16 protein-coding genes are annotated in these 26,022 nt (G+C 67.7%); 5 read left to right on the plus strand and 11 right to left on the minus strand.

The window, feature by feature from the left end; translation table 11 throughout:
- Positions 1 to 288: 288 nt before the first annotated feature.
- The gene (locus tag OOT46_RS16545; protein ID WP_265404727.1) at positions 289 to 4,113 is read left to right on the plus strand and encodes an ATP-binding protein; all 3,825 of its coding nucleotides are present in this window, start codon (positions 289 to 291) and stop codon (positions 4,111 to 4,113) included.
- Here OOT46_RS16545 and OOT46_RS16550 read toward each other — a convergent pair.
- Positions 4,067 to 4,909 carry an MBL fold metallo-hydrolase gene (locus tag OOT46_RS16550; protein ID WP_265404728.1) on the minus strand — a complete coding sequence of 281 codons (843 nt, stop codon included), beginning with the start codon at positions 4,907 to 4,909 and terminating at the stop codon, positions 4,067 to 4,069. The two genes, OOT46_RS16545 and OOT46_RS16550, sit on opposite strands and share 47 nt — an antisense overlap.
- Positions 4,910 to 5,003: 94 nt before the next feature.
- Here OOT46_RS16550 and OOT46_RS16555 point away from each other — a divergent pair, with 94 nt between their 5' ends.
- Positions 5,004 to 5,966: a GlxA family transcriptional regulator gene (locus OOT46_RS16555; protein WP_265404729.1), complete on the plus strand. Its 963-nt coding sequence runs from the start codon at positions 5,004 to 5,006 to the stop codon at positions 5,964 to 5,966.
- Positions 5,967 to 6,027: 61 nt separating this feature from the next.
- On the opposite strand, the gene OOT46_RS16560 is transcribed toward OOT46_RS16555, so the two are convergent.
- Complete coding sequence (locus OOT46_RS16560) at positions 6,028 to 7,035, minus strand: MBL fold metallo-hydrolase (RefSeq protein WP_265404730.1); 1,008 nt, start codon at positions 7,033 to 7,035, stop codon at positions 6,028 to 6,030.
- Here OOT46_RS16560 and OOT46_RS16565 point away from each other — a divergent pair.
- Together OOT46_RS16565 and OOT46_RS16570 are read left to right on the plus strand one after the other, a co-directional pair.
- On the plus strand, positions 7,034 to 8,113 hold the full coding sequence (locus OOT46_RS16565; RefSeq protein ID WP_265404731.1) for a LysR family transcriptional regulator: 1,080 nt from the start codon (positions 7,034 to 7,036) through the stop codon (positions 8,111 to 8,113). The genes OOT46_RS16560 and OOT46_RS16565 overlap by 2 nt on opposite strands.
- Before the next feature lie 70 nt (positions 8,114 to 8,183).
- Positions 8,184 to 9,194: a phosphonate dehydrogenase gene (locus OOT46_RS16570; protein WP_265404732.1), complete on the plus strand. Its 1,011-nt coding sequence runs from the start codon at positions 8,184 to 8,186 to the stop codon at positions 9,192 to 9,194.
- 137 nt (positions 9,195 to 9,331) lie between these two features.
- Here the strand turns inward: OOT46_RS16570 and OOT46_RS16575 are convergent, their stop codons facing one another.
- From OOT46_RS16575 to OOT46_RS16615, 9 genes are all read right to left on the minus strand, one after another.
- Positions 9,332 to 10,894 (minus strand): sensor histidine kinase, encoded by a 1,563-nt coding sequence (locus OOT46_RS16575; protein WP_265404733.1) that lies wholly within the window; start codon positions 10,892 to 10,894, stop codon positions 9,332 to 9,334.
- A gap of 260 nt (positions 10,895 to 11,154) precedes the next feature.
- On the minus strand, positions 11,155 to 11,802 hold the full coding sequence (locus OOT46_RS16580) for a response regulator (RefSeq protein ID WP_265404734.1): 648 nt from the start codon (positions 11,800 to 11,802) through the stop codon (positions 11,155 to 11,157).
- Between the two features lie 486 nt (positions 11,803 to 12,288).
- Positions 12,289 to 13,512, minus strand: coding sequence for a hypothetical protein (locus OOT46_RS16585; RefSeq protein ID WP_265404735.1), 1,224 nt, complete (start codon positions 13,510 to 13,512; stop codon positions 12,289 to 12,291).
- A gap of 5 nt (positions 13,513 to 13,517) precedes the next feature.
- Complete coding sequence (locus OOT46_RS16590) at positions 13,518 to 14,948, minus strand: efflux transporter outer membrane subunit (protein ID WP_265404736.1); 1,431 nt, start codon at positions 14,946 to 14,948, stop codon at positions 13,518 to 13,520.
- 8 nt (positions 14,949 to 14,956) lie between these two features.
- Positions 14,957 to 15,904 (minus strand): HlyD family secretion protein, encoded by a 948-nt coding sequence (locus OOT46_RS16595; RefSeq protein WP_265404737.1) that lies wholly within the window; start codon positions 15,902 to 15,904, stop codon positions 14,957 to 14,959.
- 13 nt (positions 15,905 to 15,917) lie between these two features.
- Positions 15,918 to 16,628: an ABC transporter ATP-binding protein gene (locus OOT46_RS16600; protein WP_265404738.1), complete on the minus strand. Its 711-nt coding sequence runs from the start codon at positions 16,626 to 16,628 to the stop codon at positions 15,918 to 15,920.
- Positions 16,629 to 16,631: 3 nt separating this feature from the next.
- Positions 16,632 to 17,756: an ABC transporter permease gene (locus OOT46_RS16605; RefSeq protein ID WP_265404739.1), complete on the minus strand. Its 1,125-nt coding sequence runs from the start codon at positions 17,754 to 17,756 to the stop codon at positions 16,632 to 16,634.
- 7 nt (positions 17,757 to 17,763) lie between these two features.
- Positions 17,764 to 18,156, minus strand: coding sequence for a hypothetical protein (locus OOT46_RS16610; RefSeq protein WP_265404740.1), 393 nt, complete (start codon positions 18,154 to 18,156; stop codon positions 17,764 to 17,766).
- A 105-nt stretch (positions 18,157 to 18,261) separates the two neighbouring features.
- Positions 18,262 to 18,912 (minus strand): TetR/AcrR family transcriptional regulator, encoded by a 651-nt coding sequence (locus OOT46_RS16615; RefSeq protein WP_265404778.1) that lies wholly within the window; start codon positions 18,910 to 18,912, stop codon positions 18,262 to 18,264.
- Positions 18,913 to 19,185: 273 nt separating this feature from the next.
- Between OOT46_RS16615 and OOT46_RS16620 the strand changes: the two genes are divergently transcribed.
- Entirely contained in the window at positions 19,186 to 25,965 is a 6,780-nt protein-coding gene (locus OOT46_RS16620; RefSeq protein WP_265404741.1) for a type I polyketide synthase, read from the plus strand.
- Positions 25,966 to 26,022: the final 57 nt, after the last annotated feature.

Below are 26,022 nucleotides of genomic sequence, written 5' to 3' on the forward strand. Positions count from 1 at the left end.
CCCGCGTGTCGCGTCGCGGCTTGTTTTGTTCGGAACTCGGAGCCGCGCAACGAAGGCCAGGGTGGACGCAGGCAGATCGACTTGGCCTCCCGACGGTGCCGAGTGGCAAAGATTCCCGCGCCATGCCTCGCCGGCTGCGCCAGCTCGATCGGCTCCGGGAGCATCGAAGACGTCTTGCGCAAGCAGTTCTCTTCGCCGTGGTGTCGGCGACGGGCGGATCCGCCTCGCCTCTGTTGTCGAGGCCCTATGCCCGCAGCCTGCCGGCCACCGCGATCCCAGGGGGTGAAAGTGAGGTCTGACACGAGGAAAAAACAGCCGCAGGGCGCCGATGCCGAGTTCCTGCAGGGCGGCGGTGAACTGGGGGCGCTGATCCGCGCCAAGGCCTGGTCGCAGACCCCGATCGGCCCCCCCGAGACCTGGCCGCAAAGTCTGCGCACCACGGTCAGCCTGTGCCTGGCGTCGAACTTCCCGATCAACATTGTCTGGGGGCCCGAGCACACCCAGATCTACAACGACGGGTACCGCGATTGCTGCGGCGAGGCGCACCCGCGGGCGCTGGGGGAAAACTACCGCGTCACCTGGGCCAGCGCCTGGCCGGCGATCGGCGAACCCTTCGAGCGGGCCTTGGCCGGCAACACGAGCTATCTCGAGAACCAGCGCATGTTCCTCAACCGCAACGGCTATCTCGAGGAAACCTTCTTCACCTTTTCGACCTCACCCATACGGGACGAGAGCGGCGGGATCGGGGGCCTGTTCCACCCCGTCACCGAAACCACCGCCACCATGCTGTCGGAGCGCCGAACCCGTGCGCTGCGCGACCTCGGCACAGCGCTCGGCCTGGCGTGCGACGAGGCGGATGTCGCCCGCAAGGCGGTGGCGGTGCTGTCGCGCTTCGACTGGGACCTTCCTTTCCTGCTGTTCTACCGCTTCGATCCGGAGTGCAAGGACTACCGCCTGGCCGCCCACCACGGGCTCCGGGCCGAGGCTTGCGCGGCACCTGTTCAACTCGCGGTCGACGCGCGGCACCCCTGGCCCTTCGCAGAAGCGCTGGAAGCCTCGGGGATCGTCGAAGTGGACCACCTTGCGCCCATCCTGCGCCGAGAAGCGTGCGGACCCTACCCGGAGGCCCCGAGCCGGGCCTTCGTCCTGCCCGTCAGCGTGCCGGGGGCCGGACCGGCGCCGGCGGTGGTGGTGGCGGGGGCCTCGTCGCGCTTGCCGATGACCGATGCCTACCGCAGCTTCTACGAGCTTCTGAACGTCACGGTCTCCGTGGCACTCGCCGCGGTCCGGGCCCGCGAAGACGAGCGGCGCCGTGCCGAGGCGCTGGCCGAGCTGGACCGGGCCAAGACGACCTTCTTCAGCAATGTCAGCCACGAGTTCCGGACTCCCCTCACCTTGATACTGGGCCCCGTCGCGGACCTGCTCGCCGACGGCAGCGCAGAGTGGTCGCCCTCCAACAAGGGGCAACTCGAGATCGTCCATCGCAACAGCCTGCGGTTGCTGAAGTTGGTCAACACGCTGCTCGATTTCGCGCGCATCGAGGCGGGGCGTGCGCGGGCGAACTACCAGGCCACCGACCTGGCGGTGTTCACCGCCGACCTGGCCAGCTCCTTCCGGTCGGCCTGCGAGCGCGCCGGCCTGACACTCGACGTCGCCTGCCCACCGCTGCCCGATGTCGTGTACGTCGACCGGGACATGTGGGAGAAGATCGTCCTCAACCTGCTGAGCAACGCGTTCAAGTTCACGCTGGACGGGGGCATCACGGTGGTCCTCGACGCGCGCGAGGGCTGTGCACGGCTGACGGTGCGCGACAGCGGCGTTGGCATACCGGCCGAGGAGCTGCCCCGCATGTTCGACCGTTTCCACCGTGTCAAGCAGACGCGCGGGCGCACGCACGAGGGCACCGGCATCGGGCTTGCGCTGGTGCAGGAGCTGGCCCGGCTGCACGGCGGCCAGGTCCGGGTCGAGAGTGTGCTGGGCGAGGGCAGCACCTTCGTCGTGGCCATCCCCTTCGGCTGCTCGCATCTCGATGCCAGCAGCATCGGTGCCGACACCGGGCTGTCGTCGACGTCGACCGGCCCGCTGGCGTTTGTCGAAGAGGCCTTGCGCTGGCTGCCCGCCGCGTCGACCGATGCCGGTGGCGTGTCGGAGGCGGCGCCGCTCGACGTCCTGGTGCCTGCGCCCGGCGCCGCGGTTCCCGGCGCGGCGCGGGCGCGCATCCTGTGGGCCGACGACAACGCCGACATGCGCGAGTATGTGAGCAAGCTGCTGCAGACGCGTTTCGTCGTCGAAGCCGTGGCCGACGGAGCGGCGGCGCTGCAGTCTGCCCGCCGCGATCCGCCCGATCTCGTGCTGAGCGACATCATGATGCCGCGCCTGCACGGGGTGGACCTGCTGAGGGAGCTGCGCGCCGACCCGGCAACCCGGGAGGTGCCGATCATCCTGCTGTCCGCGCGCGCCGGCGAGGAGAGCCGCATCGAGGGCATGGCGGCGGGCGCCGACGACTACCTGATCAAACCCTTCAGCGCGCGCGAGCTGCTCGCGAGAGTCGAAACCCACGTCAAGATGGCCCGCGTGCGACGCACCGCGAATGAAGCGCTACGCTTGCGCAGCGAGCAGTTCGAGACGCTGCTGAACCGTGCCCCGCTCGGGGTCTGTCTCCTCGATGGCGACCTGCGCGTCTGCGAGATCAACCCGGTGGCGCGGCCGGTGTTCGAAGTCCTGCCCGGCGACGTTCTGGGCCAGCGCTTCGAGGAGGTGATCCGCGTCCTCTGGGAGCAGGACGATGCCGAGGCGCTCATGCGCCTGGTCCGGCACACGCTGGACACCGGCCAGCCCTATGTCTCGGCGGAACGGGCACAGCTGCGCGCGGATGGCAGCGTGACCGAGTACTTCGAATGGCGCATCGAAAGGATCGCGCTGCGGGACGGGGGGCAGGGGGTGGTCTGCTATTTCCGCGACATCTCGAACCAGGTCCACATCCGCGAAGCCCTGCGGGAAGCGGACAAGGCAAAGGACAACTTCCTCGCGGTGGTGTCGCACGAACTGAAAAATCCGCTCAACCTGATCCACCTCCAGATCGATCTGCTGTCCAGGCTGCCGGAAGCGCGCACGCAGCCGGCCTTGTCCGACACGGCGGCAACGCTGCGCAGGACCGTGGACCGCCTGAGCCACCTGGTCGACGACCTGCTCGACCTCGCTCTCGTGAAAACGAACAAGCTCTCCCTCACGCCCACTGTCTTCGACCTGGGACCCTCGGTGGCGGCGATCGTTGCCGCGGTCGAACACGAGGCGAAGGCGAAGTGCATCCAGATCTCGGCCGAGATCGATCCTCCCGTGCTGGTCCGGGCCGATCCCGACCGTCTCGAGCAGGTGACGTGGAACCTCCTCTCCAACGCCTTGAAGTTCACACCTCCGGGCGGTCGCATCACGGTGGCGCTGAGGAGGCAGGGGACGGAGGCCGTGCTGGAAGTCCGCGACAGTGGCCGAGGCATCGATCCGGAGGTGCTGCCCCGGATCTTCGACATCTTCGTGCAGGAGGACTCGTCGACCACCCGCGACAAGGGCGGTCTGGGGATCGGCCTGGCCCTGGTCCAGCAGATCGCCGCCCTGCATGGCGGCCGGGCCGAAGCCGATTCACACGGCAAGGGGCACGGCGCGGCGTTCCGTGTCTTTCTGCCGCTCGCCACCGTCGCCGCGGCAGGTCCCCTCGGCGAGCCGCGCTCGGACACCAAACGCCTGCTGCTGGTCCAGGACGATCCGGAGACGGCGAAGGTGCTGCAGCAGTTGCTGGAGCTGGAAGGTTATGTCGTCGACACCGCCTGCGATGGACTGCAGGGGCTGGAGAAGGCCAGCGGCGCGGTGTCGTACGACCTGATCATCTCGGATCTCGGCATGCCGAAGATGGATGGCTGGGGGCTGATCCAGTCCTTGAGATCGAATCCGCGCACCGCGTCGATCCCGGCGGTGGCACTGGCACCGTTCTCCCGCGATCGCGGCGCCGAGGGCATGCTCGCCGCCGGGTTCGACGGTGTGGTGCCCAAGCCCGTCAAGCTCGATGTGCTGCTCAGCGCCGCGACAAAGGCGCTGCGGAAGTTGCACCAGGACGGGTGACCGGGCCGGTGTGCCGGTCCCCGCCCCGGAACTCCAGCGTCTGCCCATCCTCGGGCACCAGGAATCGGTGGGCCAGGCCGCGTGCCGCCGCAGCCGCCCGCAGATCGGCGCGCCGGGTGGGGCAGTGATCCAGCGCCTCCAGGTGGTTGGCCAGAAAAACGCCGTCGCCCCGCTCGGCCAGCGCGAGCGCCTGCTCTGCGTCCATGATGATCTCGCCGCCGAGGTCGAATGCCGCGCCCCCGGCCGGCACGATGCTCACCGCCGGGCGGCGCTCTTGCACGCACCGCACCACCTCGTCGGTGAGCACGGTGTCCCCCGCGATGTAGAGGCTGGGCTCGCCGGCCTGTTCGATGACGTAGCCGTGCCCGTGGGCCATCAGGCGCCCGATCCAGCCCTCGCCATGCAGGCAGGCGATGGGCTGGATCTGGCCTGCGCCGAAAGCCGTCGCCCCCTGGCCGGCGAGCGGCTGCACGTTCAGCCCGCGCTGCCGCAGGTGGTCGGCGTCCTCCGGCATGCACAGCACCGGAATGCGGCGCTCGCGCAGCCAGCGCTTGCCGGCGCGGTCGAGGTGGTCGAAGTGGCCTTTGCGACAGTGGGTGATCAGCGCATGCGTCACACCCTCCAGCAGGGCCGGCGTGACCTCGGGCAGGTCGACGAGCGGATTGCGCCGCCGCGGCGCGCCGAGGTATTTGAGCGCGGGCAGCGCTCCCCGGGGCGCCAGCATGGGGTCGACGAGAAGGCGGAGCTCGGCGTACTCGACGAGCACGGTGGCATTGCGCAGCTGGGTGATCTTCATGGCGTCATGGCAGGAGCCGGTTTGGCATGAGCGACATGGTCGGCGCACCGGCCGCCGGTTAACATGGCGAGTATTGACATACTTGGTGCATTTCATGCCAACCCATCACGTCGGCCTGCTGCTGTATCCGGGCTGTCTGCCGGCCGGCCTGCTGGCGGCGGCCGACCTGATGCAGGCGGCCAATCTGCGCAGCGGCCAGGCGCGCTTTGCGGTGCAATGGCTGGGGCTGCGCGCAGGCACGGTGACCTGTGCGCACGGCGTCACGCTGCGTGCCGAGCAGGCGCTGGACACGGCCGGGTGTCAGGCGCTGCTGGTGCCCGGCTTCTGGGCCCATGCCGAGCCGCAGTTGCCGGCGCTGCTGGCCCGGCATCGGCCTCTGGTCGAGGCGCTACGCAGCCTGCCGGCACGCGTTCACCTGTGGGCCTATTGCACCGGTGTGGCCCTGCTGGCCGAGACCGGCCGCCTGCGCGGAGAGCCGGCCACCGGCACCTGGTGGATGGCGCCCTGGCTGGAAGCGCGCCATCCACAGGTGGCGTGGCAATGGCAACAGGCCTGTGTCAACGGTCGTCGCAACGCCACGGCCTCCGGCACGCACGGCTACCAGGCCATCGTCAGCGAGCAGGTCGAGCGGGCACTGAGCGCCGAGGTGTGGCGCGACGTCGCGCGTTTCGCGGTGCTGCCCCGGCCGCAGCCCGCATCGCCGGTGTTCCAGCGGCTCGAGCAGGTCCAGCACGGCAACGCCCTGATGCATCGGCTGCGGCTGCTCGTGGAGCAGTGGCCCGCCAGCGAAGCGCGGCTGGCGCGCCTGGCCGCGGCGCTCGCCACCTCGCCGCGCACCCTGGCGCGCAAGGTGAGGGCGGCCGCCGGGCACACCGTGGGGGAACACGTTCGCTTGATCAAGCTGCACCAGGCCGGCGATCGACTGCTGCACACCCAGCAGTCGGTGGGGCAGGTGGGCCACGCCCTGGGTTTTGTCGATGAATCCAGCTTCCGACGCGCATTCAAACGGGTCACCGGCTTGACGCCCGGCGAGTTCCGGAGCCGCTACGGGGATTGAGCGGTCGTTGCGCGCCGTGCTGGCCGCCCCAGCGTTCGAGGGCGCCAGAGGCTCAAGGCGCTCAGTCGGTGAGGCCGGCCCGGGAATAGTTGACCGGGATCCAGACAAAACCCTTGCCGGCCGCGCGCACGCGGCCGAGGCCGGGGAAGGCGATGTGGGCTGCCGCGATCAGAGTGCCTTCCCGGGCGGCGGAACGCATCGCGGTCTGCCGCTGCGAAGCCGCCGCTGCGTCGTCCACATCGAAGCGAATCGTGATGCCGGGACGCGGGAACTGCACGTCCTTGGCATGGATGAGGTCGCCCCAGATGAGCAGGCGTTCGCCGCGGCTCTGGATCTCGAACAGGGAGTGCCCCGGCGTGTGGCCATGGGCGGCAACGGCCTTGACGCCCGGCAGGATCTCGGCACCGGGCTCGAACGTTAGCAGGCGGCCGGCCGCCTGGTAGGGGCCTAGCGAGGCCGCGGCCTCGGCGAAACTGTGGCGTTCGCTCTGTGCCACCCGGTCGATGTTTCGCGGGTTCAACCAGAAGTCGCTGTCATGCCGGTCGACCCGCACCACCGCGTTCGGGAAAGCCGGCTGGCCGTCGATGCTCAGGCCGCCCGAGTGGTCGCCATGGATGTGGGTCAGCAGCACCAGGTCCACGTCCTCGGGCTTGTAGCCGGCGGCCTTGATGTTTTTCAGCAGCCGGCCGCCGGCCGTCGGCCCGAAGAGCGCGCCGGCACCGGTGTCGACCAGCACCAGCCGGGAGCCGGTATTGATCAGGTAGGCGTTGATCGAGGTCTCGATCTGGGGCTTGAGGTAGGCCTCGCCCAGCAGGCGTTCGAGCTCTCGAGGGGTGGTCCGCTTCAACAGCTTGTCCAGAGGGATGGTGGCGGTACCGTCCGAGAGCGCGGTGATCTCGAAGTCGCCCAACATCATCCGGTAGTAGCCGGGCGCCTGCGTGCGGACCTGGGGCGCGGCTGCGTGGGCAGCGCCCGAGCCGGACAGCGCCCATGCGGCGGACAGCGCCGTGGCTGCGGCGAGGAGGACGCTGCTCAGCCGGGTGCGTGCGGTAAGACGGGGTGTGGTCATGGAGCGGGTTCCGTGGAGGTGGGTTGCGAAGGGAGTCGGGCGGATGATCCAATCGCGGTTCACATCACGCAAATCGATTGATTTGATGAGCCATATCAGAGAGCGCGATTTCCGGGGCATGGACCTGAACCTGCTGGTGACCCTGCTCGTCCTGCTGCGCGAGAAAAGCGTCTCCAAGGCGGCCGCCTGCCTGCATCTTGGACAGCCCGCCATCAGCGGCGCGCTGAGCCGGCTGAGGGCCTTGTTCAAGGACGAGCTGCTGGTCCGCAGCCAGGGCGGCATGCAGCCGACGCCGAGGGCGCTGGAACTGCAGGCCGCGCTTGCCCCCGCCCTGGAGCTCATCCAGGCGGTCGTGTCCGACACCCCGGTGTTCGACCCCGCGACCGCGACGCGCACCTTCCTGCTCGGCCTCCCGGATTGGGTCGACATCTGGCTGTTGTCCCCGCTGCTCGCCATCCTGCACCGGGAAGCGCCGGGGGTGCGCGTCGCCGTGGTGGCCACGGATCCGTTCCGCGTCTCCGACATGCTGATGCGCGAAGACATGGACCTCGCCGTCGGGGCCTTCGCCGGGGGGCCCAGCTGGCAACGCCAGCGGCCCTTGTGCTCGATGCGGTTCTGCTGCGTGCACCGGCCCGGCGTCCTGCGCGAGCGAGCGCGGCTCACGGTGAAGCAGTACACCGAACTGCCGCATCTTCTCGTCAGTTACCGCGGTGCCTTCCAGGGCACGGTCGACGAGGCCTTGGAAAAGCTCGGTCAAGAACGCAAGGTCGCCTACACCAGCCCGCGTTTTTCATCGCTGCCCAGGGTGCTTCAGCAGGTGCCGGCCCTCGCGACGGTCCCCGAGGTGCTGGCACCGGTCTGGGAGCGCGATTTTGGTCTCGTCTCGCACCGCCTGCCGCTGGACCTGCCGCCCTTCACCGTGTCGATTGCGCATCACGCGACCCGGGACAAGGACCCGGCGCTGCAGTGGCTGTGCGGGGTCATCGAATCGGTCGCCTCGCCATCGTCACGGGCTCGTCACGGCGCCGACACGGCGGCGTCACCCAGCCCCCTTAAGGTGCCGCAACGCCGGAGCTGACCCCCCGTTGCCTTGGAAAGGCCGACGCAGTCGCCGACCGTGGACAAAGGACAACTACAAGGAGGCTGCCTTGAAGCCCAGGCTCGTCATCACGCATCGCGTGCATCCGGAAATCATCGACCTGCTGTCGCCGCATTGCGAGCTGGTGGTCAATGATTCGGCCGACACCTGGCCCGCCGACGAGGTGCTGCGCCGCGCGCAGAGCGCTGACGCGCTGATGGCCTTCATGCCGGACCGCATCGACGCGGCCTTTCTCGCGCGATGCCCGCGCTTGAAGATCATCGGGGCCGCGCTGAAGGGCTACGACAACTTCGATGTGGATGCCTGCAGCGCACGTGGCGTCTGGCTGAGTTTCGTGCCGGACCTGCTGACGGTGCCGACCGCCGAACTCGCCATCGGGCTGTGCATCGGGCTGATGCGCCGTGTCGGCGAAGCCGGAGCCTGGGTGCGCAGTGGTCGCTTCGCGGGCTGGCGGCCCGAGTTTTACGGCACCGGCCTGGCCAACTCGACCGTCGGCATCGTCGGCATGGGGGCGATCGGCCAGGCCTTGGCGCAGCGCCTGAAGGGCTGGGACGCGCAGCTGCTGTACACCGACCGCCACCCGCTGCCCGACGCGCAGGAGCAGGCGCTCGGTGTGCAGCACACCACACTGGACCACCTGCTGACCGAAGCCGACCTGGTCCTGCTGGCCTTGACGCTCCATCCCGGCACCCTGCACCTGCTGAACGCGACGCGCCTGCAGCGGATGAAACCGGGCGCCTTCCTGGTCAATCCCTGCCGGGGCTCGGTGGTCGACGAGGCGGCCGTGCTCGATGCATTGCGTTCCGGCCGACTGGCAGGTTATGCGGCCGATGTCTTCGAGATGGAAGACTGGGCCCGGCCCGACCGTCCGCGCCGCATCGATCCCGAACTGCTGGCCCACCCCCGCAGCCTGCTGACACCCCACATCGGTTCGGCGGTCGGCACGGTGCGCCTGGCGATCGAGCGGCGCGCGGCGCACAACATCCTCCAGGCCCTGCGCGGCGAGGTGCCGCAGGATGCCTTGAACCGGCCTCGTGCGCCGGCCCGGACGGCCGGCTGAGACTCGATCCGCACCGCGTCCTCGACATCGGGCGGCATCCCGCGCAGCGAGGTCGCGATCCGATTCAGTCGACCAGGGCCTGCCGCACGCCTTCGGGGGGCTGCGTCAGGTCGTGGCGCCTTCAACAAAGGAGCGCCTCACCCCGGCGACGGGAGACGGACTTCGACTCTCAAGCCTCGGCCGTTGAGCCCCTCGGTGAGAAACACGCTGCCTTCGTGCAGCTCGGCGACCTTCTTGACAATCGACAGGCCCAGCCCGCTGCCGGGCGCCACGGTCCCCGGCAGACGAACAAAACGCTTCAGCACACCGTTGCGCATGTCCTCCGGTATGCCGACCCCGTTGTCCGAAACGGCCAGTCGGATGAGTTGCGGTTCCTGCCTGACCTCGAGACAGACGGTCGCGCCCGAAGGGCAATACACGATGGCGTTGTCCACCATGCTGTCCATTGCGCTTTCCAGGAGCGCGGCGTCGCCCAGGACGGATGCCGCGTCAGGGCCCTCGTAGGCGAGGTCCATGTTCTTGACGATCGCGCGAGGTGCATGTCGCGCGATGACGTCGCGCGCGAGTTGCGTCACGTCGACGGACTTCAACGCCAGGTGGCCGGACGATTCGGCTTCGAGCCGTGACAGCGTCAACAGGTTGCCCACCAGGGCCGCGCTGCGATCGATGCTGGCGATCAGCATTTCCGCCAGTTCTGCCCGTTGGTCTGCCGATTCCGCCTTCACCAACAGATGAACCTGGGCCCCGATCGCGGCCAGCGGCGTGCGCAGTTCATGGGTGGCGTCGGCGATAAAACGACGTTCGTTCTCGCGGTGGTTGGCAATACGCGCGAGCAACTGGTTGACCGAATTCTGGACCGGCGCCAGTTCCCGGTACCCGGCATCCGGGCATTTGAGCGGGGAGGTCGATTGCGGCGCGTGGCGGACGATCTCTCGTGTCAGATTCTCCATCGGCATCAACGCATGGTGGATGCCGATGCGCAGCAGGATGGCGAGAATCGGCAGCAGGGCCAGCAGCGGGAACAGGAAGAACATCAACATCTCGGTTCTTGCCCGCTGCAGAAACGAATGGGCGACCGCGACCTGGATCTGTACCGAGTGGTCGCGACTTTCCACCAGCACTGTCCGCCAAAGTCCTTCGCTCACCGGCGCCGCACCGAGAACCGGCCTGGACAATTCTGGCCAGCAGGCCGACCGCCCCAGCACTCTGCCTTTCCAGTCGGTGATGCGATAACAGAACTCGTGCTCGCGCAGGGACGATTCAGCATAGGCGCGACTGAATTGCCCGACCCGGCGTGCGAGCATCCGGTGACGCTCCGGCTCGCTGAGGTCGAGGCTGACGAGATCGGCATGGCCTTCGGCCAAGTCCACCAGGTCGCGATCGAAATAGCCTGAGCCGACTCGAGTCACTTCCCAGAGAAACCACAGGAAGAGCAGCAGCCAGACCCCGATGAATGACACCAGTGTGAAATAGAGCAGGCGGCGATACAACGATCGCGCTTTGGTATGAGCTCGTGTTTGCCGATCCAGGTCCAGGCTCTTGCCGGTGCGCGCGGCGTTGCCGCACGTTGCCCGCCTTAGCACCCCCGCCGCCATCGCGACGATCAGGGCCCAGGGTGATTCATCGGCACTGCGGTGTCCGAACAGGACACGCGCCGTGCGTTCACGAACGCCCGGGGAAAACTGTGGCGACTCTCTCATGGCGCCATCTTCTCAAGGCCGGCCGGCTTGGGGAAGCACGACAGAAGGGGGATTGCCCGAAAGGATGCTGACCTCATCAGCGGCGGTCAAGGCCAGCCAAAGCAGCAGCCTTGCGGAAAAACTCCGGGTACGGTCAGGATCCGGCGTCGGTCAATGGGTGATAGTCCGGGGCTGCTCGCCTGCGCCCCGCGACTCGCCGCAGTGGTTTGTCATACCGCTGTCTTCATCCGGCCTGGTTTCTCGCGCGGCGCGCGAGGTGCTTATTGGGTCGACAAAAGATAGCCGACGCCGCGCACGGTACGAACCCACTGGCTGCCCAGCTTGCGCCGCAGGTTGTGGATGTGGACTTCCAGTGCATTGAAGGAGCCGCAGCGCAGATATTCGACCAGGTACTCCCGCTGGATCACTCGGCCGGCCTTGCGAACCAGCTCGAGCAATAAGGAGAACTCCGAGGGGGACAGCGGGACGGGCGTGTCGCGGACCTGGACCTCGCGTGAATGAGTGTCGATGCACAAGCTGCCGATCTGCCAGCGCGACGAAGCAAAACCGCTGCTGCGCCGCGTGACGGCTTGCAGGCGCGCGAGCATTTCGGTGATCGCAAAGGGCTTCACCAGATAGTCGTCGGCTCCTTCGAGCAAGGCCGACACGCGGGTGTCGAGGGCGTGCTGCGCGGATAACACGACGATGGGCATCGTCTCCCCTTGACTGCGAAGTTCGCGCAATAGCATGAGCCCCTCACCGTCGGGCAAGCCGAGATCCAGCAGCATGCTGTCCTGCTGCTCCTCCCTCAGAAAGTCCCTGGCTTCTTTCAATCGACGCACCCACACCATATGCCAGCCCGCATGGCGCAGTCCTTGCGCCAGCGCGGCACCGAGTGCCAAATCATCTTCGACCAGTAATGCATGCACGGCTGTTGTCCTGAACTGAAAGTTCGTTGATGAAACCTGCCGAGAAACGCGCGCATTCGTCGTCGAGGTGTGCGCTCTGGGCGCCGACCCGGGTGTGCGGCTTGGCCCAGGCTGCGGCGTTTGTCGACAGGATGCACCTTTCAGCCGGTCCGAGGCAACAGTTTTCCACCGAGCCACGCCAATGTCCTGAACCGGAGGTCGGTCGATGAAACGCCGGAACTTGAGCGGCGGGAAGCCTGCTTCAAGGAACTTCCGGTTCAGGGAGAGTGGCGTCTTTGCGCGTCGTGTCGAACCACTGTTCAGAAGTGTTCGAACTTCTTCCACCTTGACCTTGTCCCGGCGGCAGTGGCGCGCGTAAGGGCCGTGTCAATCATACGTGATGGGAAGGGTGGGGACCCCATCCTGGGTCCTGGAGTGTTCGACAGGACTGATTGATCTTGCAGGGGTTGCCGGGACAGATGAAGGCCACTGCCCAGGGCGAAAGGTCTATCGCGACGTCCGGACCCGCCACCGCTTTCTGAAAAGCAAGACAAGCACCGGCATGGGCAGCATCATGAAAGTGCAGGCCGCGAGCGCGATGTCCGTCCCGGCCTGGCTGACCACCCAGCCGAAAGCGGCGGTCCCGGCCACGTCAGCGGCACTTCCGAGCGAGCCGACCAGAGCCAGGAACAGGGTGCGCATCGGCGCCGCGACGGCCAGCAGCATCAGGCTTTCCAGGAGCGGCAACAGCGGGGCCAGCATCGCTGAGGTGAGCAGGATCCCCAGGGTCAGGACCCAGGTCTCTGGCAACCACCCTACGAGACCGACCTGAAGGACGGCACCGACGAGACCCAGCAGGATGAGCATGAACTGCCGGGTTGCCGGCTGCGCGTGTTCGGTTTGGACCAGAACGAGCCCGGCGGCCAGACCCATCCCGCCAGCGGCGATCAGGGCGCCGAATACATCCGCACTGCGTTGATGGCTGGTCAGATGAGCCGGAACCAGCAGGTTGTCCAAGGGGCCGAAGACGAAATTCAAGCACACCGTGAGCGACACCACGATGACCACTTGCGGCGGCCAGGGGCCGGCCGCGAAGAGGCTCTTGAGGCCCGGTGCCGGACCGGGCGGGCGGCGGCCGTCGCGAGGCAGCAGCGCCGCGAGTGCGATCGCCACCACCAGGGAGATGGCGCTGCTCGCAAGCAGCAGCAGCGTCACCCATCCGGCCTCGATGCCCCAACCCGCGCACAGGCTTCCGAACACCACCCCCACGATGCCCCAGAGCCAGTTGGCCCCCGAGAACCCGACCAGCGGCTGTCGACACAGGCGCGCGATGAGAGGAACGCGTGCCGAAAAACCGACATCCGCCATGCCGTCGGCCACCAGCGCGGTCAGGACGAGCCCGAAGGCGCTGAGCGTGAACCCCAGCAGCCACAGGACGGTGGCTCCTGCCAGACACAGGACGGCTGCGAACGCTGCTGCCACGGTCATGCGCCGGGGACCGGCCCAGCGGCTTGCGGGCGGGGCCAGCAGGTTGCCGACGATGGCGGCCGCGACGATCAGCGCCGATGCCATCCCCAGCCACGCCGTCCCGAGGGCGGCCTGCGTGACGGACCAGGGCAGCAGCACCGCGAGCACACCCTCGACAAAGGACCCCGGCACCACCACCGCCGCGCGCAATGCCCGGATCGGGTAGGCGGTCGCGGCGCTTCTGTATTCGGCAGGATGGGCCATGGCAGTTACCGGCCCAGTGCCTTCTGAGCGGCCACCCACGCCGTCATCAGTTCATGGCGACGCAGGTGGTGCCCAGTGGTCGCGTCGAGCAAGGCCCGTTCCGAACGCAGGAGCGCCGGCCGGCCGGAAACGCCTGCCCGCACGGCAGCCCGCAGGGCGTCGCGATCGGCAGCGCGGCGCTGCCGCTGTTGTTCGGCGATCTGGAGTCGCTGGCCGGCTGCCTGGGTTTCGTGGAGCGCGTTGTCGATCTCGGCGAGGGCCTCCAGCACGGTCTTGCGGTAGAGGGCGTTTTGTTCGGCCAGGGTGGCTGTCGCGAGCTTCGTCCTTGCTTCCCTGCGTCCACCGTCGAGCAAAGGCAGCTGAAGCGCTGCCTGCGCCACCCAGACCAGCGCGTCGCGTGTGAGCCAGCGGCGCAGTGCTTCGCTCACATACCCTGTACTGCCGGTCAGGGTCAGCGCCGGATAGCGCTCCAGTTGCGTCCGTCGGGCCTCGACGCCGGCCGCGACGACCCGTTGCCACGCGGCCGCGACATCGGGGCGCTCGGCCACGGCGGAGGCCGACAGGCCCGCCGGGACCGCACCGGAAAGCGGGGTGCGGGAGAAGTAGCCCTCGACCGGTGGCAGCTTCAGGTCCGCCGCAGAGCTGCCGGTCAACACCGCCAGCCGCGTGAGCGCGGAAGCACGGTCGCGCTGCAGGACCACGTCGGCATCCTGCAGCTGCGATAAGTCGCTTTGTGCCTCGAGGACTTCAGCCCGTGTGCCCACACCTGCCTCGAGGCGGGACGTTTCGGCTTGCAGGATGGCGTGCTGAAGCGCCACAGCGCGCCGGTGGTCCTGCAGCTGGTCATCGAGTGACCGAATGTCGGCATAGGCCAGCACCACTTCGCGGACCAGCCAGCGCCGGGCCGCCTCGAGGTCGCATTCGCTCGCCGCCTGTTCCAGCTCGGCGGCTTGCTGCCCGGACTTCAAGCGCCCGAGGAGATCGATCTCATAGCTGGCCTCCACCTGCGCTGCAAACCGCGACTGCCGGAACGGGGGCGTCTCGGCACGCAGGCCCTCGCTGTCGCGCACCGAGCTGCGCGGAACCCGCTCGCGCGACACGGCGCCGACGGCGTCCACGCGCGGCGCGCGGGCTGCCGACGATTCGGCGACACCGGCGCGTGCCTGCTCCAGGCGTGCCAGCGCCACGGCCACATCCAGGTTGCCCGCCCGGCTGCGGGTGAGCAGCGCCTCGAGCTCCGGGTCGGCCAGTGTTTTCCACCATCCCTGCGATGCAGGCCGGTCGGCTGGCACGGCGTCGCCGCCGGGTGCGTCCGCTGCACAGGCCGAGCTGGCCGGCAGCACGGTGGCTTCCGGGAGCGCCACCGGGGGCGTTGCGCAAGCGCCCAGGGCCAGGGCCAGGGCGGCTGCAGCAAGGATCAAGGTGAGGCGGGACATGGGCGGGCTCAGGTCTTGAAGAAACGAACGATGACTCGCTGGCCGATCAACAGCTCCTTCGTGTCGAGCGCGATGACCGCCTCCACCACCCGGCTGTCCTGTCGCTCCGCCGGGTCCTCGCTGGGCGTCCGCTGTCCCACCACCTTGCCGAGCCGAACCACCTTGCCTTGCCAGCGCCTCGAAGGGTCCGCCTCCAGCACGATCTCGGTGTTCTGGCCGGGCTTGACCGCAGCCAGGTACTGCTCCTCCAGTTCGGCACGCACGATGCGGGCTTCGTCGGGGGCAAAAAGAAACAAGGGCGTCAGGTTGAGCGTGCTGACGCCATGGCCCGGCCGCACCTGGCGCTGGATGATTTGTCCGTCGAGCGGCGCGATGATGCGCCGCTCTTCGACTTCACGTGCGGCGACCGCGGCGCGCGCTTGCGCGGTGTCGATCGCCGCACGGGCGGCCTGCTCGGCGATGACGGCGAGCAAGTGCGCGTCACGCGCGCGGTCCAGGTCCTGGCGCGGGACCGTGTCATCCTGCGCGATCGCCTGCAGGCGGTTCACCTCACGAGCGGCGGCCTGCCGTTCGACCTCGGCCTTTTTCAGTTCCTGCCGGGCTTGAGCCGCTTCGCGATCGGCCAGCGCGAGTTGGCGGATCGCCAAGGTGTCGTCGAGGCGGGCGAGGACCTGCCCCGCCTTGACGCGGGCGCCTTCCTCGACATGCACGCTGGCGATCACGCCGTCCTGGCTCGCCGACAGCCGGATGATGCCGCCGTCCAGATCGACGCGTCCCTTGGCGCTCGCCACCGCAGCCCGGGAGAGCTGTTCCGCTTGTTGCGGGGAGTCCGGCGGGCCCTCGGCGGTTTTTTCTTCGCACGCCGTCAGCCCGCACAGCGCGAGCAGCAGCAGCGCGATGCGCAGAGCCGGAAAGCCGGGCGGGTCGGAAGCGCTTGGGGTTCGGAGTGTTTGCATGCTGAGGGGTCCGTCATGAGGGGGAGGGTCCTGCAGCGCGCTCATCCCGGGTGACCACGCCGTCTTCCAGGTGGATCACGCGGTCGGCATGCGACAGCAGGCGCGGGTCGTGTGTCACGCCGAGAACGGTCGCGCCATGTCCGGTGGCGATGCGCTTGAGCAGATCGATGACGATCTGGCCGTTGTTCTTGTCGAGTGCCGAGGTCGGTTCGTCGGCGAACAGCAGTTGTGGACGTTTCACCAGGGCGCGCGCGATCGCGACACGTTGCTTTTCGCCGCCGGACAGCTCGGCCGGGCGCAGGTGGCTGCGGTCGTGCAAACCCACTTCGTCGAGGGCGGACTGGGCGCGTTGCCGCGCCGGGGCGCCGTGCACACCGAGGTATTGGAGCGGCAGGATGACGTTGTCGAGGGCGCTCAGGGAGCTGAAGAGGTTGAAACCCTGGAAGACAAATCCGCAATGCTCCAGCCGGAAGCGATCCAAGTCCTTTTCGCCGAGCGCCCAGAGATCCTGTTCCAGCGCTCGGACACTGCCCGTGTCGGGCCGCAGCAGGCCGGACAGCATCGAAAGCAGGGTGCTTTTTCCGGAGCCGGAGGGACCGACAATCAAGGTCAGCTCGCCCGGGAAGATGTCGAGCGAGCTGTCCTTGATGACCTGCTGCGTGACCTTTCCGGTGACAAAGGCCTTCGAGATGCCGCGGCTGTACAGGCTGGGAGTGGCTGTCATGGACTAGCGAAGCAAGGACGCAGGCTCTGCGTTCAACAGCGGGCGCAGCGCCAGCAAGCCCGAGAGGACGGCGATACCCGCCATGAGGCAGGCCACAGTCGCCAGCATCCACCAGGGAAAGTCCATCGCGATGCGAAACTGCTCGCCCACCCAGGCGATGGCCAGCGTGAGAACCGCCGTCACGGCCAGGCCCACCGCACCCACCCACAGCGACTGCTCGATCACGACCTGGCGCAAGGAGCGCTGCGACACGCCGAGTGCTCGCAAGGCCGCGAACTCCTTCACCGACGCGATGACGGCCCCCGCCAGGGTCTGGCTCGTGATCGCGATGCCGACGATCAGCGCCAGCAGCGACGCGAAACCCGAGCCTATGCCCGAGCCGGATTCGAGCAGCCAGTAGCTCTGCGACCGCACCGAGAGCTCGTGCGCCGGCCAGACGCTGTAGCGCGGCAGGGGACCTGGATCGGCGAGCTGCTGCGCGACGTCCTCGGTGTCGAAGCCGGGGCGCAGGCGCACCAGATAGAAGGTGACCTGCTCGGCGGTTTCCGGTGCCAGCGAGCGGGCTGTCGCGAAGGACGTCAGGATGTTGACACCGCCTACGGCGCGCAGGCCCTCGACGACACCCGCGATGTAGGCGCGCTTGCCATTGATCTCGATGGCCTTGCCGACTTCGGCGCCGAGCTTCGCCACGTCGGCACCGTCGACCAGAATGGCACCCGGCTCCCTGAGCAGGGCTCGTTCCGAGCGCGTGAGCAGCTGGCGGAAGGCCAAAGCCTGGTCCCCGGCGTCAATGGCATTGATGAGGACCGACACCGGCACCCCGTCGGCGCGCCGAAGGTCGCCGTAGGCGCTGACATACCGTTCGATGCGTTCGACCCCCGGATGCGTCCATGCGGCAGCATCGCTGGTCGGGCTGATCGGGCGACCGAGGTCGACACTTTCGGTATTGCGGAATCCGATCCATAGATGGGCCGCCGACTTGTCGACGATGACCGAGACCGTGCCGAACAGGCCGAGGAGAAGGGCCAATTGCACGACAACGAGCAGGCCGGCGAAGGTGATCGCCAGCACGGCGGCCAGGTAGCGCCGCCATTCGTAGATCAGGTTGGCACGGGCGATCGAGACCATGCCTGTCTCACCGGCAGCCCGTCGTCACGGGGGTGATCACGCGCAGCAGCCAATGGGTCTCGACGAGCACGCCCAGCGGGCCCAGAACGTCGAGACGCGCCTGGTTCTCGGAGACGTGCGTCAGGGTTGCCGTGTGGTGTTCGGGCTCCTTCCCGTCGAGCTTTTCTTCCGGATCGGCCACCCAGCCTTTCCACTGCGCCGGACGCTCGGATGCCGCGCCGGACCGGCGCAGGTCCCCCATCACGCGAAAGCCGCACAGCAGGCCTCGAACCTCGGGATCGGCGACCTCGGGTTCACGCGGCAAGCCCACGATGGCCGCGCAAAGCGTGTCGCTGGCGCCGGGGCAGGCGCGGATGTCGACGACCGTGCCGTCGCTCACGAACTGCCAGGGTCCCGACATCGCCGCCAAGGCCGGTGCGGCCCCAAGAGCCCACAGCATCGAGACGAAAAACGGAGTACTCCGTCGCATAAATGCTTTCGCTTGCAAGCTGGATGGCATAAGGTCTTACTCCTTCTTCAGAAAGTAGCTGCCGACCAGATCCGCCAACGCTTTCGCGGTGGACGCGGCGTCAAGCCGGACCCCGATCTCGGCCTCGAACTGCAGCCCCGAAATGATGGACAGAAGCAGGTGGCTGGCGCCGGCACAGTCGAGCCCGGGGCGAACCCACCCGGCTTCCTGGCCGCGCCGCAGTTCTTGCGTCAGGGTGGTTCTCGACTGCCGGTCCAGCTCCAGAATGCGGGCGCGCCCCACCGGGTCCCGCGCCAGTTCCAGCCAGCTGTCCGCGCCGAGATCGAACTCGGTCGGTCGCAGCAGCTCTTCGAAGTCGGTGTCGGTCAGTTGACTGAGCCATTCGAGACCGGCCTTGCTCGCCAGAAACTCCAGATCGGCCTTGTAGCTGTCGAACTCGAGTTGTGCGATGGCCGCAATCATCTCTTGCTTGGTCGTGAAATACCTGAAGACGGTGCCGGCGCTCATGCCGGCTTCCGTGCAGATGTCTTCGGTGCGTGCCAGATGGAAGCCCTTGGCCTTGAAGACCCGTGCAGCGGCACTCAGGATGGACCTGCGACGCTGCTGATGCAGCTGTTCGTCCTTGGTTCTGGCCATCGGATGAAAAATAAACGGAGTAGTTCGTCGCAGTTTAAGGAGGCTGCGCACCGACGTCAAGCGCGCCCGGGAGAGCCGGCTCGACCGACACGCTGCTGCCCCTAAGGGCAGGTCTGCGCCGACCGAGTTGTCGCTTCCTGGGCAGGCCTTGCGGGAAGTCTGCGCCGAGACCCATGCGTCGCCGGTCGAGTCTGACCATTCCTTCGCGAACTTGAGGAATCGCTACTCACCTTCACGACTCGGTTCACTGGTGTGAGGCTAAGGAAACGCTAAGACGCCTGTGGCACCTTAGACCACTGTCAGAACGACGTGGTGGAGAAGCGAGTGAAACAGGGAGCACTGGACATAGCAATCGTCGGCATGGCGAGTCACTTTCCGGACGCTGCGACGCTGTACGATTTCTGGACCAACATCGTCAATCGCAAGGACTCGATTGTCGACGTGGACCAGGTGGACGGGGACGAATACTGGCGCAAGACGGATTTCTATGATCCGGACCCCAGCGTCGCGGACAAGACCTATGGCTACAAGGCGGGCTTCGTCCCCCGCATCGAATTCGACCCGGTGGAATTCAAGCTGCCGCCGCTGATGATGGAGTCCATCAGCACGGCGCAGATCTTTGCGCTTTATGTGGCCCGGCAGGCGATGCAGGATGCACGGCTGGTCGGCGACAACCCTCTGCCGATCGATCGTGACCGGGTGGGCGTGATCCTGGGCGGGGCCGGCAACGGCAACACCTCGTTTTCGCTGGCATCCCGCCAGCAGGCGCCCTACCTGAAAAAGATCATGATCAACGCGGGCCTGCCGGAGCCCGTGGCAGAGGAGGTGATCGGCCGTGTCACCGATCTGTACCTGGAGTGGAACGAAGACAGTTTCCCCGGTTTCCTCGGCAACGTGGCTTGCGGGCGGATCGCGAGCTACTTCGATCTGGGCGGCACCTCCTACATGGTCGATGCCGCCTGTGCCAGCAGCCTCGCCGCCATGAAGGCCGCGATCGGCGAGCTGGTCGACGGCAGCTGCGATGCGGTGCTGACCGGCGGGGTCAACCTGGAGAACTCTGTGTTCTCCTTCCTGTGCTTCAGCAAGACGCCGGCGCTGTCCAAGAGCAACATCTCGCGCCCCTTCGACGCCGACTCCGACGGCATGATGCTGGGCGACGGCGTCGGCTTTCTGGTGCTGAAGCGGCTGGAAGATGCGGAACGCGATGGCGATCGCATCTACGCGGTGATCAAGTCGCTGCAGGCGTCGAGCGACGGTCGTGCAAAAAGCATCTTCGCGCCGCGCCACGAGGGCCAGGTCAAGGCCTTGCGGCGCGCCTATGAGCGCGCCGGCGTGTCGCCGGCCGATATCCAGCTGGTGGAGGCGCACGGCACCGGCACCCAGTCCGGCGACCACACCGAGGTCAAGAGCCTGCGGGCCGTGTTCGACGCCTGCCAGATCCCGGAAGCTTCCATCGCGATCGGCAGCATCAAGTCGCAGATCGGTCATACCCGGTGCGCCGCCGGAGCGGCCTCGATGATGAAGGTGGCGCTGGGGCTGTTCCACAAGGTGCTGCCCCCGACCATCAATGTCAAGCGGCCCAGCAAGGAACTGATGCTCGATGGCGGCCCCTTTTATGTCAACGTCGAAAGCCGGCCCTGGTTCCGTCCGCTCACCGGTGCGCCGCGCCGGGGTGCGCTGAGCGCCTTCGGCTTCGGTGGCACCAACTATCACGCGATTCTCGAAGAGCACCAGCCGGAACCGGGCGGCGCCTATCGCCTGAACCGGCGGCCGGAAGTGGTGCTGCTCCAGGCCGAGTCGCCGGCGCAGCTGCTGGCGCTCGGCCGGGACGTGCTGACGGGCTGGCAGTCCGCCGAGGGCGCGGCGCTGTTCCACCACCATCAGGCCGCCGGTGCAAAGGCGGTTCCGCCCTCGGCAGCGCGGCTGGCTTTCGCGGCCGAGGGCGTGACGCAGGCGCAGCAACTGCTGGCAGAGGCGCTCAGGCAGCTGGAGACCAAGGCGGACTCGGACTGGGAGCATCCGCTCGGCATCTACTACAAGCCGCGGGCTGCGCCGACGTCCGGCCGTGTGGTGGTTCTGTTCCCGGGGCAGGGGGCGCAGTACCTGAACATGGCGCGCGAGATCGTCAATGACTACCCGGTGGTGCGACAAGCCCTCGAGGGCCTGGACGTCGTGGCCCATGCGGCAGGCGGCACCCCCCTGTCCGGCGTCATCTTCCCGCCGCCGGCGTTCAGCGAGCAGGCCGTTGCCCGGCAGATGCAGGCCCTGACCCAGACCAGCCGCGCGCAGCCGGCCATCGGCGCCGTCAGCGCCGGCTACTACAAGCTGCTGCAAGGCCTCGGCCTCAAGGCCGATTTCATGGCCGGGCACAGTTATGGAGAGGTGACGGCCCTGTGGGCGGCGGGCGTCTGGTCGGACGAGGACTTCTATCGCGTGTCGCTGGCACGAGGGGCTGCTGTCGAGGCGCCGTCGCAGCATTCCGGTGGCGACATGGGAGCGATGCTGGCGGCTTCGATCGGCGAGGCGCCCTTGCAGGAGCTGCTGGACCGCTTCGAGGACCTGATCGTCGCCAACGACAACTCGCCCGAGCAACTGGTGCTGGGAGGGTGCACCGACTCGATCCGGCAGGCCCATGCCTTCCTGACGGAGCGCAACCTGCGCTGCCAGATGCTGCCCGTCTCGGCGGCCTTCCACACGCCGTATGTCGAGCACGCCTGCGAGCCCTTCCGCGCGAGCCTGGCCGACATCCCCTTCCGGGTGCCGCAATGCCCGGTGTTCTCCACGGCCACCGGCGAACCGCACCGCCCGGACCCGGCGGCCATCAAGGAGACGCTGATCCAGCAACTGGTCAGCCCGGTGCGCTTCCGGCAGACCATCGAGCGCATCCACCAGCAGGGCGGTGACCTGTTCATCGAGATCGGCCCGAAAGGCATCCTCGGCAAGCTGGTGGCCGACATCCTGAAGGGCAGGCCGCACAGCGTGGTGTCGGTCAATCCCAGCCACAACGGCGACCCCGCCCTGCAGTTCAAGCGAGCCCTGGCCAAGCTGGTGGTGGAGGGCCTGCCGTTCAGCAGCCTGGACCCGCAAGCTTTGCCGCAGCCGGCCCCGGTGACCAGAAAGAAGTCGACGGTCTACTCCCTGGGCGGCGGCTTTTTCCTGTCCGACAAGGCGCGCAAGAAGCGCGAGCGTGCGCTGCGCACGGACACCCGCGTGCTCGACGCCCTGATCAAGGAACACCTGCAGGCCCTGGCGCCGGCCGCCGCTTTACCCGTCGTGGAAGCGGAACCTGTCGAGTGGCCGATGCGGCGCCCCGAGACCGCATTGGCGATGTTTACCCCGGTTGTGGACAACGACGGCATGAAGCGGCTGGGCCGCCTCCCTGCCCTCAACGGAGACGAGATGATGAAAAGCGGTAATCCAGAAAATGAAATGCTCAGCGTGCTGGATGCACAGATCCAGGCCCAGAGCGCATTGAGTCAGGTGCATCTGCAGTTCCAGCTGAACCAGCGCGAGTACATCCAGCTCCTGAATTCGCTGATGAGCAAGCAGTGCTCCCTGCTGGAGAAGTTCCAGGGCAGCCCGCAGCTTGGCGATGTGGTGGGCAGCCTGGGCCAGAGCTTGCAGCTGCTGGACAAGAACCAGGAGCTGTACCACGTCAACCATGAACACTACTTCGACAATCAGCAAGCGATGCTGGGTGGCGAGGCGGTGCGCAGCAGCCGGGTCGCGGCTCTGGCCGCGCAGCGCGTGCCGATGAGCCTGCCGGTGGCGGCTCCCGTGGCAGCCGCTCCGGTCCGTGAGGTGGCGGTGGCAGCGCCTGCGGTGGTTCGGGCTGCGGAGCCGGCACCGATGGCGCCGGTTCAGGCGCCCAAGCCCTCCATCCCGGAGCTCACGCCGGTTCCGGCCTCCCCGCTGGCGTCCGATGCACCGGCACCGGCCAGCGCGGCGTCCGTTCCGGCCCCCGCTCCCGCCCGCGCAGTGAGCGCGGAAGACGAGGCCTTGATCCGGCGATTCGAAGCCATCACGGAAGCCGATCTGGTGAAGCAGGTGGTGGCCATCGTCAGCGAGCGCACCGGCTATCCGGCCGACATGATCCATGAGGAGATGGATCTGGAAGCCGACCTCGGGATCGACTCGATCAAGCGTCTCGAGATCTTCGGCGCGATGTTCGATCAGCTGACCGCCAACGTGCCCTACTTCCAGGACACCGAGCAGTACAAGGACGCGGAGACCTTCGACATCGATGCGTTCAGCAGCATCCGCAAGATGGCCGTGTTCTTCAAGGACACCATTGCCGAGCTGCTGGCGAACTTGAAAGGTGAGGTGCCGGCCGCGGCTGCCGCCGAGCCGCCAAGCGCGCCTGCCGCCGAGCCGCCGAGCGCGCCTGCGACCGAGGCCGCGCCGGTGGTGGAAGCGAAGCTGCCGGAGATCGTCGAGACCCCCCTGTCAGAGGCGCCACCGATCCGAACCCTGGGTTTCGTCGCCACCACGCGCAAGCTGGCCGGCAGCGAAGCGGAGAAGGAATCCGCCGCAAAAAAATCCTCAGCTGAGCCGCGGGAGGGCGCATCTGCCCCGGCTCGGCGCTTGATGACAAGTGATGCCGATACAGAAGTGAACAGCTCCGTCCAGCGCTACCAGCCGCGCAGGCTGGCGCTGCCCCGGCCCGACCAGCGGGCCTTCGATCTGGCACCGGGCCACCTGTGGCTGGTCACGGATGACGGCAAGGGACTGAGCGACGAGCTGGCCAAAGGCCTGGTGGCCCGACAACAGCGTGTGGTGCGGCTGGTGCATCGTTCCCATCAGGGCGAGGGGGCGCGCAAGGGCATCAAGGGGGTGCGCGACCATGTGCTGGGCGGCAACGGCGAGGCCGAGCTGAGGGCCGTGGTGGACAAGATCGTCCAGGCCGACGGCCCGGTCGCGGGCCTGGTTTATCTGCAGCCGGCTGCCGACGCGCCCAAATCGCTGGACGAGGCCTTCAGCGACGCCGCCTACGACAGCGCGCGGACCGCGTTCACGCTGGCCAAGCTGCTGCAACCCGGCTTCAGCCAGATCGGCGAGGGACGCAGCTTCTTTTTTGTGGTCACCCAGATGGACGGCGAGTTGGGCACCGCGGGACGAACGCAGTTCCCCTTGCCCAGCTCGGGGCTGACGGGCCTGACCAAGTCCTTGAACATCGAATGGGAGCACAGCTTTTGCCGCACGGTCGACATCGCCCCCCGGGTCAGCAAGGCGGTCGCCGCCGCGATGATCCTCGAAGAACTGGGTGATGCGCAGACCGAGATCGCCGAGGTGGGCCGCGGTGCCAAGGGCGAACGTTTCGGCCTCGGCTTCGAGGCGGTGCCGGTCGACGCCGAGCCAGCGCTGAGTGACATCAACGCGCAGTCGGTGTTTGTCGTGACCGGAGGCGCACGGGGCATCACCGCCGAGTGCGTGATCGGCCTTGCCCGGCAATACCCGGCTCGTTTTGCGCTGCTGGGCCGCACCCGCATCGACACGCCGGTGCCGGCCTGGGCGGAGGGCCTCAGCGAGATCAAGGCCCTGAAAGCCGGCGCGATCAAGCAGTTGCAGGAACAGGGTGAGCAGCCGACCCCGGTCAAGGTCGACCGCATGCTCAAGGACGTGCTCCATATCGCCGAGGTCAAGCAGACCATCGCCCGCGTGGTGGAGGCGGGCGGCCGGGCCCTGTATGTGGCGTGCGACATCGGCGACCGCGAGGACCTTGCCCGGGCGGTGGACCTGATCCGGCGCGAGTGGGGCCCGGTCACCGGCCTGATACACGGTGCCGGCAACCTGGCCGACAAGCGCATCGAGAAAAAGAGCGAAGCCGACTTCAACAGCGTGTTCTTGACCAAGGTCAGGGGCCTGGAGCACCTGATGTCGGTCCTGAAGGCGGAACAACTCCAGCACGTGGTGCTGTTCTCGTCGGTGTCCGGATTCTTCGGCAATGCCGGTCAGACCGACTATGCGATGGCCAACGAGGTCTTGAACAAGTTCGCATGGCAGTTCCAGTCGCAACATCCGAAGGCCTGGGTGCGCTCGATCAACTGGGGCCCGTGGGACACCGGCATGGTCAACGACGTGCTGAAGAAGGCGTATGCCGAGCGCCGGCTGACCATCATTCCGAGCCCGGTCGGGGTGCACCACTTCGTCAACGAGTTCCGGGCTTCCGCGAGCCCGCAGCTGCTGATCGGCGGCGGCAGCTACAAGGTCGCTCCGAAGGGACGGCGGCTGGCGGCGGCGACCCGGGTGATGCGCGAACTGAATCTCGCCGACAACGCCTTCCTGAACGATCACGTGATCGGTGGGCACCCGGTGCTGCCGGCCACGGCGGCTGCGGGCTGGATGGTGCAGGTGTGCGAGGACCTGCTGCCCGGCTATCGCCTCGAGACACTGAGCGACTTCAAGGTCTTGAAGGGCGTGGTGTTCGACGACGGTGAACTGCGGCGCATCGTTGCCGAGGTCAGGCCGCAAGGCGGCGCCGAGAAGGGCCACGATCGGCACACCCTGTCGGTCAGCCTGTTCAACGAGGTGCAGGGCGCGCCGCTGCAGCGGTACCAGGCCACCCTGGTGATGAGCCGCGGGAGTGCCGAGGCGCCGCCGGTGTATGCGGGCGAGGCGCCGGACGGAAGCCAGGAGCGTCCGGTCGTCTATGGCGACATGCAAGGAGGTGCCCTGCTGTTCCACGGACCCGCGTTCCGTGGCCTGCAAGCGGTGCTGCACGCCGACGAGACGCGACTGAGGGCCAGCGGCCGGCTGCCCCGCCTCGAGGACGCGCGGCAAGGGCAGTTCCGGGTCACCAGCTTCAACCCGTATCTGGCCGACGTGTTCGTCCAGGCGCCGCTGCTGTGGCTGATGCTGCAAACCGACGACGCCGGCCTGCCGTCGCAGATCGGGCGCTGGGAGCAGTGGGCTCCGCTGGCCTTCGACCAGCCCTTCCAGCTGTCGATGCAGCTGGTGTCGCGAAGCCCGGCGGCGATGGTGGTCGACATCGTGGTGCACGACGAGTCCGGGCGCATCTTCAGCCGACTGTCCGGCCTGACCTACACGGTGTCCAGGAAGCTGCGGCAGCAGTGGTGCGGTCCTCAGACCGCGGCCCTGGCCTGACGCTCGGACCCGCAGCGAACTGACGGGCGCGGCCGCTGCCTTGCGGGGCGGCTGCGC

This window comes from Aquabacterium sp. A7-Y, assembly GCF_026153205.1.
Lineage (GTDB): Bacteria > Pseudomonadota > Gammaproteobacteria > Burkholderiales > Burkholderiaceae_C > Caldimonas.

What these genes read in the sequence shown, in the direction of transcription:
- OOT46_RS16550 (WP_265404728.1), bottom strand. Translation starts at nt 4,909, where the DNA reads ATGAAGATCACCCAGCTGCGCAATGCCACCGTGCTCGTCGAGTACGCC.
- OOT46_RS16555 (WP_265404729.1), top strand. Translation starts at nt 5,004, where the DNA reads ATGCCAACCCATCACGTCGGCCTGCTGCTGTATCCGGGCTGTCTGCCG.
- OOT46_RS16565 (WP_265404731.1), top strand. Translation starts at nt 7,034, where the DNA reads ATGGAGCGGGTTCCGTGGAGGTGGGTTGCGAAGGGAGTCGGGCGGATG.
- OOT46_RS16560 (WP_265404730.1), bottom strand. Translation starts at nt 7,035, where the DNA reads ATGACCACACCCCGTCTTACCGCACGCACCCGGCTGAGCAGCGTCCTC.
- OOT46_RS16575 (WP_265404733.1), bottom strand. Translation starts at nt 10,894, where the DNA reads ATGAGAGAGTCGCCACAGTTTTCCCCGGGCGTTCGTGAACGCACGGCG.
- OOT46_RS16585 (WP_265404735.1), bottom strand. Translation starts at nt 13,512, where the DNA reads ATGGCCCATCCTGCCGAATACAGAAGCGCCGCGACCGCCTACCCGATC.
- OOT46_RS16590 (WP_265404736.1), bottom strand. Translation starts at nt 14,948, where the DNA reads ATGTCCCGCCTCACCTTGATCCTTGCTGCAGCCGCCCTGGCCCTGGCC.
- OOT46_RS16595 (WP_265404737.1), bottom strand. Translation starts at nt 15,904, where the DNA reads ATGCAAACACTCCGAACCCCAAGCGCTTCCGACCCGCCCGGCTTTCCG.
- OOT46_RS16600 (WP_265404738.1), bottom strand. Translation starts at nt 16,628, where the DNA reads ATGACAGCCACTCCCAGCCTGTACAGCCGCGGCATCTCGAAGGCCTTT.
- OOT46_RS16605 (WP_265404739.1), bottom strand. Translation starts at nt 17,756, where the DNA reads ATGGTCTCGATCGCCCGTGCCAACCTGATCTACGAATGGCGGCGCTAC.
- OOT46_RS16610 (WP_265404740.1), bottom strand. Translation starts at nt 18,156, where the DNA reads ATGTCGGGACCCTGGCAGTTCGTGAGCGACGGCACGGTCGTCGACATC.